9 protein-coding genes and 2 tRNA genes are annotated in these 15,659 nt (G+C 59.8%); 10 read left to right on the top strand and 1 reads right to left on the bottom strand.

Annotation, left to right across the window (positions count from 1 at the left end):
• Positions 1-44: 44 nt before the first annotated feature.
• The 4 genes from G6L97_RS17670 (at position 45) to G6L97_RS17655 (ending at position 4,421) form a co-directional block, all read left to right on the top strand.
• Positions 45-1,127 carry a Tim44 domain-containing protein gene (locus G6L97_RS17670; protein ID WP_003511377.1) on the top strand — a complete coding sequence of 361 codons (1,083 nt, stop codon included), beginning with the start codon at positions 45-47 and terminating at the stop codon, positions 1,125-1,127.
• A gap of 489 nt (positions 1,128-1,616) precedes the next feature.
• Complete coding sequence (locus tag G6L97_RS17665; RefSeq protein ID WP_174003483.1) at positions 1,617-2,807, top strand: OpgC family protein; 1,191 nt, start codon at positions 1,617-1,619, stop codon at positions 2,805-2,807.
• Between the two features lie 205 nt (positions 2,808-3,012).
• Complete coding sequence (mnmA, locus tag G6L97_RS17660; protein WP_035199644.1) at positions 3,013-4,209, top strand: tRNA 2-thiouridine(34) synthase MnmA; 1,197 nt, start codon at positions 3,013-3,015, stop codon at positions 4,207-4,209.
• A 135-nt stretch (positions 4,210-4,344) separates the two neighbouring features.
• Positions 4,345-4,421 (top strand) — tRNA-Met (locus G6L97_RS17655).
• A gap of 792 nt (positions 4,422-5,213) precedes the next feature.
• Here G6L97_RS17655 and G6L97_RS17650 read toward each other — a convergent pair.
• A tRNA-Gly gene (locus tag G6L97_RS17650) sits at positions 5,214-5,288 on the bottom strand.
• A gap of 256 nt (positions 5,289-5,544) precedes the next feature.
• Here G6L97_RS17650 and G6L97_RS17645 point away from each other — a divergent pair.
• From G6L97_RS17645 to pbpC, 6 genes are all read left to right on the top strand, one after another.
• Positions 5,545-6,054 carry a prolyl-tRNA synthetase associated domain-containing protein gene (locus G6L97_RS17645; protein WP_013761810.1) on the top strand — a complete coding sequence of 170 codons (510 nt, stop codon included), beginning with the start codon at positions 5,545-5,547 and terminating at the stop codon, positions 6,052-6,054.
• Positions 6,055-6,108: 54 nt separating this feature from the next.
• Complete coding sequence (gene trxA / locus G6L97_RS17640) at positions 6,109-7,077, top strand: thioredoxin (protein ID WP_065704430.1); 969 nt, start codon at positions 6,109-6,111, stop codon at positions 7,075-7,077.
• A gap of 68 nt (positions 7,078-7,145) precedes the next feature.
• Complete coding sequence (locus G6L97_RS17635; RefSeq protein ID WP_003511372.1) at positions 7,146-7,817, top strand: LON peptidase substrate-binding domain-containing protein; 672 nt, start codon at positions 7,146-7,148, stop codon at positions 7,815-7,817.
• Between the two features lie 10 nt (positions 7,818-7,827).
• The gene (locus G6L97_RS17630) at positions 7,828-8,016 is read left to right on the top strand and encodes a Trm112 family protein (RefSeq protein ID WP_003511371.1); all 189 of its coding nucleotides are present in this window, start codon (positions 7,828-7,830) and stop codon (positions 8,014-8,016) included.
• 122 nt (positions 8,017-8,138) lie between these two features.
• Positions 8,139-13,583, top strand: coding sequence for an alpha-2-macroglobulin family protein (locus G6L97_RS17625; RefSeq protein WP_174003481.1), 5,445 nt, complete (start codon positions 8,139-8,141; stop codon positions 13,581-13,583).
• Entirely contained in the window at positions 13,580-15,658 is a 2,079-nt protein-coding gene (gene pbpC, locus G6L97_RS17620) for a penicillin-binding protein 1C (RefSeq protein WP_065704426.1), read from the top strand. Before G6L97_RS17625 ends, pbpC begins: the two co-directional genes overlap by 4 nt.
• Position 15,659: the final 1 nt, after the last annotated feature.

Genomic DNA, 15,659 nt, shown 5'->3' with positions numbered 1-15,659 from the left:
TGCTGATATGCCGCTCATGGGAGGGTGGCCAACAGGAGATAGTGATGTTTGCTGCCTTTCGGCGCTTCAAAGGTTTGTTCGCAGTCGCCGCGCTTGGTATCGCGGTATCTTTCGTAGCCGTCGATATGGCGGAAGCACGCCGTGCGAGCGGCGGTTTCGGTAGCCGCGGCACAAGGACGTTTTCCGCGCCGCCGTCGACCAGCACCGCCCCCGGCCAGACCGCGCCGATCAACCGCAGCATGACTCCTAACACCCAGCAAAACCAGGCGACGCCCGGTGCTGCACAGCCGGCGCGTCCCGGTGCGCAGGCACCGCAGCAGAGCCGTGGCCTGTTTGGCGGCATGATGGGTGGCTTGATGGGCGGACTGCTGATGGGTGGCCTGTTCGGCATGCTCATGGGTGGCGGTTTCGGCGGTATGGCCGGTTTCTTCGGTATGTTGCTGCAGGTGGCGCTGATTGGCCTTCTGGTCATGTTCGCCATGCGTTTCTTCGCATCGCGCCGTCAGGGCCAGCCGGCTTTCGGTGGCGCAGGCGGATCGCAGCGCACGGATCATTCCGGCTCCTCCTTTAATGGCGGCCCGCAGGCAGGTCCTTCCGCATCCTCGTTCAAGATTCCGAAGATCGGCGCGCTTGCCGGTGCTGCGGGCGGCGCAGCCGCGGCCACTGCCGCAACCGCAAAGCCGGTGGCACATGCCAATGCTATGTCCGAAGGTGACGAAATTGGCATTACCCAGAGCGATCTCGAAGTCTTCCAGAAAATGCTGCAGGATGTTCAGGCTGCCTATGGGGCTGAAGATTACGGCACGTTGCGCAAGCTGACGACGCCGGAAGCCATGTCCTATCTTGCTGAGGAACTGAGCGACAACGCGACGAGCGGCGTGAAAAACGACGTGCGCGACGTAACGCTGCTGCAGGGCGATGTTGCCGAAGCCTGGCACGAAGAGGGCCAGGACTATGCAACGGTAGCCATGCGCTACTCCGCCATCGACATTATGCGCGACCGCACCTCCGGCAAGGTGATCGAAGGGGACGAGCAGCATCCGTCCGAAGCGGTGGAAATGTGGACCTTCGTGCGCCGTGGCGGTAACGACAACTGGCAGGTCGCCGCCATTCAGGCCGCTGCCTGAGACGACGCGTAGTCTTGTCTGAATGAAACAGCCCGGAGGTTTTACCAACCTCCGGGCTTCTGCGTGCCGCGATGCGTGATGCCGCGACATTGTCTTTCGTCGATAATTCAGTGATCGCGGTGGCAGATCACAACTCTCCAAAAAAATGACTGATAAATCTAACGGGTGATATCTGTATCGTCCCGCGAGTGGCTGTCCGCGTTTTCCCTGCCATGCAGGGGTTTGCGCCCTCTTCGTCGAGGTTTGGCGCTGACGCATAGCTCTTTTGCTCCACGGAATTGCCGTTTTTCATTCATCCGGTGTTCAGTCCGCGCATCCTAACCAGCATGCGTACACGTCAATGTTACTTTTCGCGCCGGTTCTAAACCGCTTTGGGAAGGGAACCACAGGCGCAAAACAGCGTTGACAATCCAATTCCCGGCCCGCCTCCCGCAAGCCGGGCTGGGTGGCCGGGCAATGCACGTCCCGCGAGAACGGAGAGCTATCGAGATGAAACGCTTTGACCTGATCGACGGGATGCGTGGTTACTTCCTCGTCTTCATGCTGATCAACCATCTGGTGTTTGCAGGCGGTTTCTGGCTGGTGGAAATCAATCACCGCCAGTTTGCCTTCGTGGAAGACGCGCAGGGTTTCGTCTTTCTGTCTGGTCTGCTGATCGGCATGGTCTATGCCCGCAAGATGATGAAATATGGCTATGACGCCGGAAAACAGATGATCTGGAACCGGGCGATGGAGCTCTATCGCTATGCGACGGGTCTCGTCATCGCCGTGCTGTTCTTCCGCATGGTCATCCCGCATGCGCCGTACATCTGGTACAACTGGCTGGGCATGACTTCGTTCGACGATCCGCTGCGTCTGGCGGCGATCGCCACATTCCTCTTCCAGCCGACATTCATGGATATTCTGCCGCAGTACATTGTTTACATGCTGTTCGCACCCGTCCTCGTTAAACTCTGCCTCGACGGCAAATGGGCTTATGTCATGGCAGGCTCGCTGCTGGTCTGGATGGCCGGCCAGCTCGGTCTTCAGCAGATCGTGACGACGCCTCTCAATGAACTCGTCAAGGGTGCCGACGAGCAGGGTATCCGTGTCAGCTTCAACCTTCTCGGTTGGCAGCTTGTATTCTACTCGGCGCTGGTGCTGGGCGCGATGACGGCGCAGAACCGCATTCCGTGGAAGGCGATCTTCTCACCGCAACAGACATGGCTTCCGAAGGCGGCACTTCTCATCTGCCTGTTTTTCATGCCGCTTCGTATTGCAACCGCCTGGGGCCTGATGCCGGAATTCGTGATGGGCAAGTTCTCCACGATGGAGATCCGTGCCGATTTCGGCCCGGTCTACCTCATCAATTTCCTTGCTGTTGGTGTGGGTCTCACTTGGCTGGTGATCGCCGGTCCGAAGCATCACCGCCCGATCGTCCGCTCGATTGCGCAGGGCGTGATCTGGGTGCTCTCGCTGAAATTCCTGCAGCTGCTCGGCCGCCATTCGCTTCAGGTCTATGTCTGGCACGTGGCTATCGTCTATGGCGTCTATTATCTGGATGGCCGTACGGCCGAACTTTCGCAGGTCAGCAAGACGCTGATCGCCCTTACCGCAATAGGCTTGCTGGCTTTGCCGGCCCTGTGGAGGGAGCGCGACAAGTGGATTGGCAGCAGCGGCCAGAAGACGGCGGGCGCTTAACAACCGGTCACCACTTCACTCTGATTGCTTTACGGGGCGGTTTTCCGCCCCGTACTTGCGTGCGCGGCCATTCCTTTCTATATGCAGCCCTTAAATCCGCATGGTGGCGAGGCCGGACAGTCTTTTTCGACTGAGGCTTCCCGCAGCGGATGACCGACAGGCGGCGGGGCCTTTACCCCCGTTATGACTGACGATGGGAAAAAACGTGAATACGCTCGATTTTGACAAGAGGCCGGAAGACACCCGGATCGTTGTCGCCATGTCCGGTGGCGTCGATTCTTCGGTTGTGGCCGGTATCCTCAAGCGCGAGGGCTATGACGTCCTCGGCATAACTCTCCAGCTTTACGACCACGGTGCGGCTGTGCACCGCGCCGGCTCCTGCTGTGCGGGACAGGATATTGACGATGCGCGCAGGGTCTGCGAAACGCTCGGCATTCCCCATTATGTGCTGGATTATGAAGCGCGGTTCCGCGAAACCGTCATCAATCCCTTTGCCGAAGCCTATGCGATGGGTGAAACACCGATCCCCTGCGTTGCCTGCAACCAGACGGTAAAATTCGCCGATCTGCTCGCCACTGCTCAGGAACTCGGCGCAGATGCGCTGGCGACCGGCCACTACATCCGCTCGCGTCCTAATCCCGTTGCCGGCCAACCGGGACGCCGCGCGCTCTATCGCCCGATCGACAGTGATCGTGACCAGAGCTGGTTCCTGTTTGCAACGACGCAGGAGCAGATCGACTATCTGCGGTTTCCGCTCGGCGGCCTCTCAAAGGCCGAAACACGCGCGCTGGCGGAAGACATGGGTCTCGTCGTCGCCAAGAAGGCCGACAGTCAGGACATCTGTTTCGTGCCGCAGGGCAAATATACCGATATCATCAACAAGCTGAAGCCAAATGCGGCGTTGGCGGGCGATATCGTCCATCTGGACGGGCGTGTACTCGGCCGCCATGACGGTATCGTGCATTATACCATCGGTCAGCGCCGGGGTATTGGTGTCGCGACTGGAGAGCCGCTGTACGTCGTGCATCTCGATGCGCGTGGCCGCAGGGTTATCGTCGGTCCGCGGGAGGCGCTGGAGACCCGCCGTGTCTATCTGCGAGACATGAACTGGCTTGGCGATGGCGCGCTTGCGGACGAGGCCGGGCAGGGCTTTGCATGCTTCGCCAAGGTGCGCTCTACCCGCCCGCCAACCGAAGCGATGTTGCATGCCGATGAAAACGGCATCTACGTGGATTTGATGACCGGCGAGGCGGGTGTCGCTCCCGGTCAGGCCTGCGTGCTCTATTCTGCACCGGGCGCTGATGCCCGCGTTTACGGTGGTGGTTTCATCGAACGTTCGGAACGCTCGGTGGACGCCGAGGCTTCGCTGAAGGCGCTTTTGGAAAAGCCGGTTGCTGCCTGAAACAATTCGGTTTTCACCGCCGTGTGGAAAGCGAATTTTTTGCGCGTCATGCGCTTGACACTTTGGGGAGCGGCACCTTATAAGCCGCTCATCCTGATGGAGCGGACGGTCACATGGCTGTCACGTTTTCCCTGTGGCGGGGTAGCTCAGGTGGTTAGAGCAGCGGAATCATAATCCGCGTGTCGGGGGTTCAAGTCCCTCTCCCGCTACCATTCATCTTCAATGAGAAAAGCAAAGTTTGCGTCGTCTTCTGGACGTACGTTGAGAATTTGCGGCATTCCTCGCACTGCCTGTGGCTGGCCGGACGCCAAAAAAAGGGAAACCCGCTTGCCGTATCGAAACAGCCAGCGGGTCTCAACCTTTACCCCCTCCCACAAGGGCGAGCGAACAAAAGCACATCAAATGAATTATGACAAGATCAAGGCGACCATATTGTTGCGGTAGAAGACTCTGTTTGCCAGTTTAGCGGCGGATGGCAGAGAGTAACCACTTCCGTATGCCGCTCGTAAGGGGAGCGGTAAGACACGATATTATCGTTGCAGCGTAAGGGCGCGCCGGCAGCATAGACATTTGCAACGGCACGTGGATGATGGTGCACTCTGTATTTCGGGGCCGTTTCCCTTCCGTAAGTGATCATGTCGGCAGCGAAAGAGGCAGCCGGGATGGACAGGACGGCAAATACGGCAACCACACAAGTTCGTCTGAGATTTATGGACATGAGCTATCCCCTCGTGTTGACCAACGCAGGAAAACGCGATGCGCCCGGGAGCTGTTCCCTGTGCCAAATGGTATTTTCACGGGGTGACAAAAAAATGCCCGCTCGCGGCGGGCAATTCAGAGGGGAACTGAGGTTAGGAGCCTCGCGTCAAGAACGGATATCCTCGCCATAAGTTCCGCCTGATTACACGTCGCCCGATAAAAATCATGCACGCCAAGCCGACAGACCGGGAGCGGCGTCTTCATAAGCAATCGAAATAACGCAAATAACTGTGTTCTGGGAAATTTGGAGCGGGCGAAGGGATTTGAACCCTCGACCCCAACCTTGGCAAGGTTGTGCTCTACCCCTGAGCTACACCCGCTCAAATCCATCGGTCCGGGGTAGTACGCTGAACCGTGGGCCACCGCAATGCGGCGACGGGCGCTATATCGCTCAATCGATTTTGGAATGCAACAGGGAAATGACAAAAACGCGAAAATTTCTTTGAGAAATGCGACAAGCGGCGGAAATGATTGGGAATTTTCGCGCCGTCGCTTTTTCACGCGTTGCCAAGCCGCGGTTGCCCCCTTAATCATGACGGAGAGGATATCGGAATCGGCAAAGGCAGGCGGCAGGATATGGCGGAAAATTCTCCGAAGACGGCAGCGGACTTGTTCGCGTTTCTGGACGGGCTCGGCATCGAGCATAAGACAAAACAGCATGAGCCGGTCTACACCGTTGCTGAATCCCAGTCGTTGCGTGATCTAATCCCGGGCGGCCACACGAAGAACCTTTTTGTGAAGGACAAGAAGGATCAATATTTCGTTCTGACCGTTGAGGAGAACGCGGTCGTCGATCTGAAAAGCGTTCACAAGACGATTGGCGCGGCAAGCCGCGTATCCTTCGGCAGGCCGGAAAAAATGCTTGAATATCTGGGTGTCGTGCCGGGATCTGTCACGGTTTTCGGCGCCATCAACGACACGGGTGGGCAGGTCACCTTCGTACTCGACAGCGATCTTCTGGAAAACGAGCTTATCAACGGTCACCCGCTTTCCAACGACCAGACGACGACGATAGGAAACAAAGACCTCATTCGCTTCCTGGAGGCGACCGGCCACACGCCGCTTGTCTTGAAAGTCAGCGAGTGAGATACGATCTTTGCTTCAACCAAGACAATACGACAGAGATTACGGGAGACCGGCATGAGCGGCACGAACAATCCTTACGGCAGTTCCTATGGCGGGCAGATGTCCGGCAACGCGCAATATAGCGGGGAGCTGAACGGCGCGTCTTCCGGTCACATCAAGGACACCACAACAGCGGCCTTCTCCAAGGATGTTCTCGAGGAATCGCGCCACCAGCCGGTTCTGGTGGATTTCTGGGCACCGTGGTGCGGCCCGTGCAAGCAGCTGACGCCGGTTCTCGAAAAGGCAGTAAACGAGGCGAATGGCCGCGTGAAGCTTGTGAAACTGAATATCGACGATCACCCGTCTATTCCGGGACAACTCGGCATCCAGTCCATTCCCGCTATCGTCGCTTTCCTGGATGGCAGGCCGGTGGATGGCTTCATGGGCGCGGTACCGGAAAGCCAGATCAAGCAGTTCATCGACAAGATCGCCGGACCTGATGCGGGTGATCCGAAGGCTGAGATCGAAGCGGTTTTGGCAGAGGCAAAGCAGCTTCTGGCGGATGGCGATCATAATGGCGCGGCACAATTGTTCGGCGCGGTTATGCAGGCCGATCCCGAAAACGCCGCCGCAATCGCTGGTATTGCCGAATGCATGATTGCCGTTGGACAATATGAACGGGCAAGCGAACTCCTCTCGTCCCTGCCGGCGGAAGTGGCCGCAGATGCTGGCATTCAGCTCGTCTCGAAAAAGATCGCGCAATATGAAGAAGCCCGCAAGATTGGCGACCCGGTGGTGCTGGAACGTGATCTCGCGCTCGATCCCGATAATTACGAGGCTCGTGTGAAGCTTGCCAAGGTCCTCAACGCTCAAGGGCGGCGGGATGAGGCAGCGGATCATCTGCTCTATGTCATGCGCAAGGACAGAACCTTTGATGATGACGGCGCGCGCCGCCAGCTTCTGGAGTTTTTCGAGGCCTGGGGCTTCAAGGATCCGGCAAGTGTGGCCGGGCGCCGGAAGCTTTCGTCGATCTTGTTTTCGTAATGCGGGCATATCCCGGCCATGGCGGTTGATCCGCCGGCCGGGCAGCGGTGAACAGGGGGCTTGATCCCATGCATGTCGGAAATGCGAGATATGTGAAGAACAATGATTTGCCGGAAACTGTGCCGGTATTTCCATTGTCGGGCGCGTTGCTTTTGCCGGAAGGCCACCTGCCGCTCAATGTCTTCGAGCCTAGATACCTCGCCATGATTGATATGGCACTGGCCGGCCACCGGGTCATCGGCATGGTGCAGCCGGCCCTTCACGTCATTGAGGGGGGGCATGATGGTGGTCCTTTGAGCGCTGTCGGATGTCTTGGTCGCATCACTTCCTTTTCGGAGACCGGGGATGGGCGTTATGTCATTTCGCTCACTGGCATCTGCCGCTTCCGCCTGCTGGAAGAGGTGGATGTGGGCAAACCCTATCGCAGTTTCCGGCACGCGCCCTTCATCGCCGATCTTTCCGGCGAGTATGATGAGGACGCTGTGGACCGCGAAAATCTGCTGCGGGTATTCCGTGCGTTTCTGGATGCGAACCAGCTGGAAGCCGATTGGGAAAGCGTGGAGCGCGCAGGCAATCGTGTCCTCGTCAATTCGCTTTCCATGATGTCTCCCTTTGGTCCTGCCGAAAAGCAGGCGCTGCTGGAAGCGCCTGACCTGAGGACGCGGGCCGAAACATTGATCGCCATCACCGAGATCGTTCTTGCCCAGGGCTCGGGCGAGGCCGGTACTGTGCTGCAGTAGGATCGCCGCCATGGACGACAGGATGAGCAATGCCGATCCCAAGCTGCTTGAGCTGCTGGTCTGCCCCTTGACGAAGGGACGTCTTTCCTACGATCGCGCCCGCAACGAGCTTGTGTCCGAAAGCGCAGGGCTCGCCTACCCGATCCGCGACGGGGTGCCGATCATGCTGATTTCCGAAGCGCGCAAATTAGAAGACTAGCGTTAGCCCTGCCTGCCGCTCTCTCCACAGTGTCACGTCGCAAATTGACGATGATGCGTTGACAACCGTGCGTGGATTTGACCAGAGTCCCGCCCGACATGTCTGTTGCGGGGAGAAAACTGATGTCGTTGCGCGCGCTCGTCCGGATCTCGTTGATTGCGGTCTCAACCGCCATTACTTTTATTCCAGCTGTGGCGGCGGAACCTTCCCGCAAGGTGGTTACCACCAAAAATGGCGATTATTTCGGGTTCGATCTCAGAACCGAGCAGAATGTCTCGCTTGAGCAGTGCGGCGAGATTTGCGTCGGCGATACCGCCTGCAAGGCGTTCACCTACAATCCCAAGGTGCAATGGTGTTTCCTTAAATCGGATTTCAATCAGCTCAATGCCTTCCCCGGTGCCGTCGCCGGCAAGATCGTGCAGGTTGTCGCTGAAGCCGATATCGGTGCACCGCAGCGTCTTTCTTTCGTGACTGATAGCCTGCAGCAGGAAGCGCGTCGGCTGAAATCGGGCCTTGCGGCAAGCGCGGAGCAGCAGAGCCAGGGACTGGAGAACCTGCTGCAAACGGCAAGGCAGCAGGCGGCAGCCGACGCGATCGAAACCTACAAGGCGGCTCTTGCGATTTCGCCCGATGACGGTGCTCTCTGGGCCGAATTTTCGCAAAGGGCGGCGCAGGTTACCGACAATTACGCGATTGCGGGCCAGGCCGCTTCCGCTGCCATCAATGCCTATCAGTTGAGCCGCACGGTCAGTGCCCGCACCGAGGCGTTGAACCGGCTGGCCCAGGCTTTCGAAAAGACCCAGAATTATCGTGCGGCGCTTAATGCCTATAAGGAGAGCCTCACACTTTCCGATAATGCGCAGACGAAGGCGGCCTATGCCGATCTGCGCACGCGCCAGGGATTCCGCGTCATCAACAATACGATTGATACGGATAGTGTCAGCCCGCGCGCATGCGTGCAGTTTTCCGAACCGCTGGTGAAGAACGGTGTCGATTATTCCTCTTTCGTCACATTGGATGGTGCTGCACCCAAGGCGATCGAGGCGAAGGGCAGTGAGATTTGCGTCGAGGGGCTGACCCATGGTCAGCGTTACAAGATTGCGTTCCGCGCCGGCCTGCCGTCCTCGGTGGAAGAACCGCTGGAAAAGCAGGTCGATCTCGATATCTACGTGCGTGACCGTGCAGCGAGCGTCCGCTTCACCGGCGAGAACTTCGTGCTGCCGGGCACGGCGCGGCGCGGCATTCCCATCGTTTCGGTCAATGCCGAAAAGGCCGATCTGAAGCTTTACCGTATTGGCGACCGTAACATCACGTCGGTCTTGGCAAACTCGCAGTTTTTGACGCAGATGGACGGTTACAACGCCGACCGTATTGAAAACGAGATCGGCGAGCTGGTCTGGCAAGGTTCGATAGACATTCAGCCGGACCTCAACAAGGACGTAGTGACGAGCTTTCCGGTGGACGAAGCCTTGCCGGAGCGGAAGCCCGGCATCTATGTGCTGACCGCCGTACCGCCCGGCACCGCACCGGAGACATGGGATTCGCGCGCCACGCAGTGGTTCCTCGTTTCCGATACGGGCATCACCACCTATGCCGGCACCGATGGCCTGAACGTATTCGTGCGCTCGCTCGGCAGCGCCGCACCGCTTGGCGGGGTGGACTTGCAATTGCTCGCCAAGAACAACGAAGTGCTCGGCACGGCAAAGACGGATGCAGACGGCAGGGCAGTATTTTCGGCAGGCCTGATGCGTGGCACAGCGGCGCAGGCGCCAGCCATCCTCACAGCGCGCAACGGCGACAAGGACTACGTCTTTCTGGACATGACGCGCGCCGGTTTCGATCTTTCCGACCGTGGTGTGACTGGCCGCGCGGCCCCCGGCGCCATCGACGTGTTCAGCTGGACAGAGCGCGGCATCTACCGCGCCGGCGAGACCGTGCACGCGGCAGCGCTGGCCCGTGATGTTGACGGCAAGGCGATCGAGGATCTGCCGCTGACCTTCATCTTCTCGCGTCCTGATGGCGTCGAGGACCGGCGTTTCGTGAGTGACGGCAAGGCGCTCGGCGGCCATGCGGTCGATCTGCCCTTGCAGGCGAATGCCATGCGCGGCACCTGGACGCTGCGCATTCATACTGATCCGAAAACGGCTGCGATCAGCGAAAAGAGCTTTCTGGTCGATGATTTCGTGCCTGATCGCACCGAGTTTGATCTTTCCAGCAAGGTGAAACAGATCGAGCCGGGCGCGGAAACGCCAATCGACGTCGATGGCCGTTATCTCTACGGCGCGCCCGCAGCCGGCCTGACGCTGGAAGGTGAGGTCGCCGTCAAGCCGACCCGCACGAGTACCGACTTCGAGGGTTATTTCTTCGGTCTGGCCGATGAGGAAAGTGAAGAAGAAAATCGCACCGCGCTTGCCGATCTGCCGGCGCTGGACGAAGAAGGCAAGGCAAGCTTCAATGTCGATCTGACGGATTTGCCTTCCACCACGCAGCTGCTTTCCGCCAACGTCATCGTTCGGATGCGCGAGGCCGGTGGCCGCGCCGTCGAACGATCTCTGACGCTGCCGGTGAAGGCGCAAGCACCTGTCATCGGCATCAAACCGCAGTTTTCGGGTGATCTCGCCCAGAATTCCGTTGGCCGTTTCCACATTATCGGCGTGACAGCTGATGGCGCGAAACAGGCGATGAGTGGCCTCAGCTGGAAGCTCATCAAGGTAGAGCGAAACTATCAATGGTATCGTCAGGGTAACTCCTGGCGGTACGAACCGGTGGAATATACCAAACAGACCGAAACCGGCACGGTTTCCGTCGATGCCAATGGCGGTGAGATTTCCGTGCCTGTCACCTGGGGCCGCTACAGGCTGGAAGTGGAAGGTGCCGGCAATGGCGCACCGGTTTCGAGCGTCGAATTCGATGCTGGTTTCTACGTCGAGGCAAGCTCGACAGAGACGCCGGATGCGCTGGAAATCGCGCTGGACAAACAAAACTACAAGATCGGCGATACCGCAAAACTCAAGGTATCGTCGCGTTTTGCCGGTCAGCTGATGGTCACGTCAGGTTCGGAAAAGCTGATTTCCGTGCAGAATGCTGAGATCGGTGCGGATGGCGGCGAGATCGACATTCCCGTTACCGAGGAATGGGGCGCGGGGGCGTATGTGACGGCCACGCTGTTCCGTCCGGGCGATGCGCAGGAAAGCCGCATGCCGATGCGCGCCATAGGCATCAAGTGGCTTGCCGTCGATCCCGCCGAGCGCAAGCTTGCGGTAACGCTAGGCGCGCCGCAGAAGACGCTGCCGCGTCAGCCGCTTGAAATTCCGATCAGTGTCGCCGGCGCGGGCGTGGGCGAAAAGGCCTATGTCATCGTCGCGGCTGTGGATGTCGGCATATTGAACCTCACCCGCTATGAACCGCCGCAGCCGGATGAATGGTATTTCGGTCAGCGACGGCTCGGGCTGGAAATCCGCGACCTCTATGGCCGCCTGATCGACGGTTCGCTTGGCGCCACCGGTCGCCTGAGAACGGGCGGTGATGGCGGGGGCGCAGCACTGCAGGGCAGCCCGCCCACCGAAAAGCTCGTGGCCTTCTTCTCGGGACCTGTCGAACTTGACGCAGACGGCAAGGCGACGGTGAGCTTCGATATTCCTCAGTTCAACGGCACGGCCCGCATCATGGCTGTCGCCTGGACGAAGACGGGCGTGGGACATGCGGTCTCCGACGCCGTCATTCGAGACCCCGTGGTAGTGACTGCCAGTGCACCGAAATTCCTCGCGCCCGGCGATGTCTCGCAATTGCGGCTCGATATCGCCAATACCGATGGCGAGGCCGGCGACTACCGGCTGGATGTCACCAGCAACACGGCACTTACGGTCGATCAGGGTGAGATGTCGCAGACCCTGGCACTGCAAAAGGGCGGCAAGTCGTCGCTGACCGTGCCGTTGACAGGCGAACAGCCGGGCAATGGCGCAATCACCATTAAGGTCTCCAACGCCGCCGGTCTTTCGCTGGAGCAGGTATTGAATGTTCCCGTGCGTCCAGCCGTTCTGCCGGTCACGACGCGGCGTGAAATCAAGATCGCGCCCAATAGCAGCCTGACGATCAATGGCGACCTTCTGGCCGATAGCATGCTTCTCGGTTCGTCCGTCGCCGTCAACGTCACACGCTCGCCAGCCTTCGATATTCCGGCGCTGGTGATGATGCTCGACAAATATCCTTACGGCTGCGCCGAGCAGACGACGAGCCGCGCGTTGCCGCTGCTTTATCTCTCGGAAATGACCAAGGATAGCGGCATTGCCGAGGACCCGGATACCCGCCGCCGCGTGCAGGAGGCGATCTACCGGGTGCTGTCCTTCCAGTCGAGTTCCGGCAGTTTCGGCCTCTGGTCTCCCGGTTACGGAGATCTGTGGCTGGATGCCTATATCAGCGACTTCCTGACCCGTGCGCGCGAGCAGGGTTACGATGTTCCCGAACAGGCGATGGTGCAGGCTTTGAGCAACCTGCAAAACGGTCTTTCCTACGATAGCAACGTCAAGGATCGCGGCAACGAGATCGCCTATTCGCTTTACGTTCTGGCGCGCAACCGCAAGGCGGCGATCAACGATCTCAGATATTATGCGGATACGGCGCTTGCCGATTTCCCCACACCGCTTGCCAAGGCGCAGGTTGCCGCAGCCCTTTCGCTTTATGGAGATCAGGCACGCGCGAAGACTGTGTTCGGTGCCTCGCTCGATATGGCGAGCCGTGCCACCAAGGTTAGCTTCGCAAGGGCGGATTACGGTTCCGCCCTGCGTGATGGCGCAGCGACGCTGGCGCTTGCGGCGGAAAGCCGTCCGGTTCCTGCCGTCGTGCCGCAACTTGCAGGTGCCGTGGCGAAGGAATGGGAAAAGAAACCCTATACCAGCACCCAGGAACAGGCATGGATGCTGCTTGCCGCCCGCGCCGTCAAAGGTGAGGACAAGGATATCCGTCTTGATGTGAACGGCGATTTGCAGACCGGCGGTTTCGGCAAGCGGATGACCGGCGACGAATTGCTGGCGGCACCCTTGAAGATCGCCAACGCGTCGGCTGATCCGGTCACGGCGGTGGTCACCACGGTCGCGCCCCCGGCACAACCGCTTGCCGCCGGTGGCGAGGGCTTCACCATTACCCGTACCTATTATTCCATGGATGGCGAGGAGGTGAACGCGAGCGAGGTGGTGCAGAACGAGCGTTACGTGGCGGTGCTGAATGTCACGCCTAAAAATGACTGGCAAGCACGCATTCTCGTGACTGACCTTCTGCCTTCCGGTTTCGAGATCGACAATCCGAGCCTCGTCAATTCTGCCGCCCTTTCGAATTTCGACTGGTTGCCGGAAACCGAAGCTGCGCATACCGAATTCCGCTACGACCGGTTCGTTGCGGCCTTCAACCGCACGGCTGGCGACAGCTCGGAAATCACGCTGGCCTATGTGGTCCGGGCCGTCACCCCGGGCACTTATGATCATCCGGCCGCCTCGGTCGAGGATATGTACCGGCCGCAATTTTCCGCCCGCACGGCAACGGGCCGCATGGAGGTGCGTTCGGCAACCCCATGAGGCGAAAAAAGGCGATCATCGTCGGCATCGTGTCGGCCGCTCTGTTTGTAGGCGGTGCGGCCTTCGGTCTCGATGCGCTGGACAAGGCCTATCCGCCACCGCTGGAGGCTGCGCAGCAGCGGTCCTTCGAGGTGCTGGATAGAGACGGGCGGTTGCTGCGCGCATTTGCGACACCTGATGGCCGCTGGAGGCTGAAAACCAGCGCTGCAGAAGTCGATCCGCAGTTCCTGCGCATGCTGATCGCTTACGAGGACCAGCGTTTTTACGACCATCACGGCATTGACCCTTGGGCGCTGCTGCGCTCCGCCTGGCAATTGGCAAGCAACGGCCGGATCGTCTCCGGCGCCTCGACGCTTTCCATGCAGGTGGCGCGGCTGATCGAACCGCGCACCGACCGGTCGTTTTCGGCGAAATTTCTGCAGGGATTGCGAGCGCTCCAGATCGAAAGACGGCTCGACAAGGCGGAAATCCTCGATCTTTATCTGAATATCGCGCCTTATGGCGGCAATCTTGAGGGTGTTCGTGCCGCAAGCCTCGCCTGGTTTGGCAAGGAGCCCGCCCGGCTCGACACGGCGGAGGCGGCTCTTCTGGTGGCGCTGCCGCAATTGCCGGAGAAACGCCGACCGGACCGCTTTCCGGATGCGGCAAGGCAGGCGCGGGAGAGGGTTTTGCAGCGCCTTGCCGTAGAACGCGTGGTGGGTGAAGGGGAAGCAGAGCGGGCGACCCTTGCAGCCGTTCCCGCCAACCGGCGTGATCTGCCGGCCTATGCACCGCATATGGCGGCTGCCGCACGCGTGAAGTTTGCCAATGCCACCGAGGCGCACTCGACGCTCAGATTGCCGATCCAGCGGGAACTGGAAGCCGTTGCCCGCCATGCAGCGGAAAAACTGACAGAAAAGGTCTCCGTCGCCATCGTCATGGCCGACGCGCAGACCGGTGATATTCTGGCTGAAGTTGGTTCCGCTGATTATCTCGATACTGCAAGGCGCGGTTTCGTGGAGATGAGCCGCGCCGTGCGCTCGCCGGGCTCCACCCTCAAGCCGTTCATCTATGGCCTTGCCTTTGAAAATGGTCTCATCGGGCAGGAAACCATCATCGAGGATCGCCCGGCGGATTTTTCCGGTTACCGCCCGCGAAATTTCGATATGCATTATCAGGGTGATGTCAGCATCAGGCAGGCACTGCAACTGTCGCTCAATGTGCCCGCCGTAAAGCTTCTGGATGCTGTCAGCCCGTCTGCGCTGATGGTGCGTTTTCGCCGCGCGGGCGTGAAGCTCGTGCTTCCCACCACCGAGCCTCCTGGGCTTGCCATTGCGCTGGGAGGTGCTGGTATTTCGCTGGTTGATCTGGTGCAGCTTTATGCGGGCCTTGCCGGCGGCGGCGACTCTGTGCGGCTGGGGGACGGTGTGCGCTCCGCGCCGCAACCGCTTGCCGGAGATCGGCTGTTTGCCGACGCTGCGATCTGGAACGTCTCCGACATCCTGTCCGGTGTGCTGCCGCCACTCGGCATGAAGCAGCGCGGCATCGCCTACAAGACCGGCACCAGCTACGGTTACCGTGATGCCTGGTCGGTAGGTTATGACGGGCGGCATGTCATCGGCGTGTGGGTCGGTCGTGCCGATAACGGCGCCGTCCCGGGCATTGCCGGTTATGCGACGGCAGCCCCGATCCTCTTCGAGGCTTTCGAGAAATCCGGCGTAGCGATCACGCCAATGCCTGCTGCACCCTCTGGCGTCGCGCGGGTGGCCGTGAGCGACCTTCCCGCCAACCAGCGGCGTTTCACATTGACCGCAAGCGGCCTGCTTTCGGCCTCAAGGCGCGAAAGCGCGCCGCGCATCGTCTATCCACCGGAAGGGGCTAGGGTGGAGCTCTCCAGCCAGTCAGGCATTTCGCCGCTAGTGCTGAAGCTGCAAGGCGGCCGCGCGCCCTTCCGCTGGCTCGCCAACGGCAGGCCGCTCCCGGATTCTTCGCTCCGCCGCAACAGCGAATGGCGACCGGAAGGGCAGGGGTTTTCAACGCTGACCGTGATCGACGCCGATGGCCGCGCTTCGAGCGTGCGCGTTTTCATCGAGTGAG

This window comes from Agrobacterium tumefaciens, from assembly GCF_013318015.2.
Classification (GTDB): Bacteria; Pseudomonadota; Alphaproteobacteria; order Rhizobiales; family Rhizobiaceae; genus Agrobacterium; species Agrobacterium tumefaciens.
The sequence above is the reverse complement of the archived record's forward strand: the minus strand, read 5'-3'. Positions and strand labels throughout refer to the sequence as shown.

Excerpts from the sequence above, each read along its gene's own strand:
- G6L97_RS17665 (WP_174003483.1), top strand. The coding sequence starts at position 1,617 with ATGAAACGCTTTGACCTGATCGACGGGATGCGTGGTTACTTCCTCGTC.
- trxA (WP_065704430.1), top strand. The coding sequence starts at position 6,109 with ATGAGCGGCACGAACAATCCTTACGGCAGTTCCTATGGCGGGCAGATG.
- G6L97_RS17630 (WP_003511371.1), top strand. The coding sequence starts at position 7,828 with ATGGACGACAGGATGAGCAATGCCGATCCCAAGCTGCTTGAGCTGCTG.
- G6L97_RS17670 (WP_003511377.1), top strand. The coding sequence starts at position 45 with ATGTTTGCTGCCTTTCGGCGCTTCAAAGGTTTGTTCGCAGTCGCCGCG.
- pbpC (WP_065704426.1), top strand. The coding sequence starts at position 13,580 with ATGAGGCGAAAAAAGGCGATCATCGTCGGCATCGTGTCGGCCGCTCTG.
- G6L97_RS17625 (WP_174003481.1), top strand. The coding sequence starts at position 8,139 with ATGTCGTTGCGCGCGCTCGTCCGGATCTCGTTGATTGCGGTCTCAACC.
- G6L97_RS17645 (WP_013761810.1), top strand. The coding sequence starts at position 5,545 with ATGGCGGAAAATTCTCCGAAGACGGCAGCGGACTTGTTCGCGTTTCTG.
- G6L97_RS17635 (WP_003511372.1), top strand. The coding sequence starts at position 7,146 with ATGCATGTCGGAAATGCGAGATATGTGAAGAACAATGATTTGCCGGAA.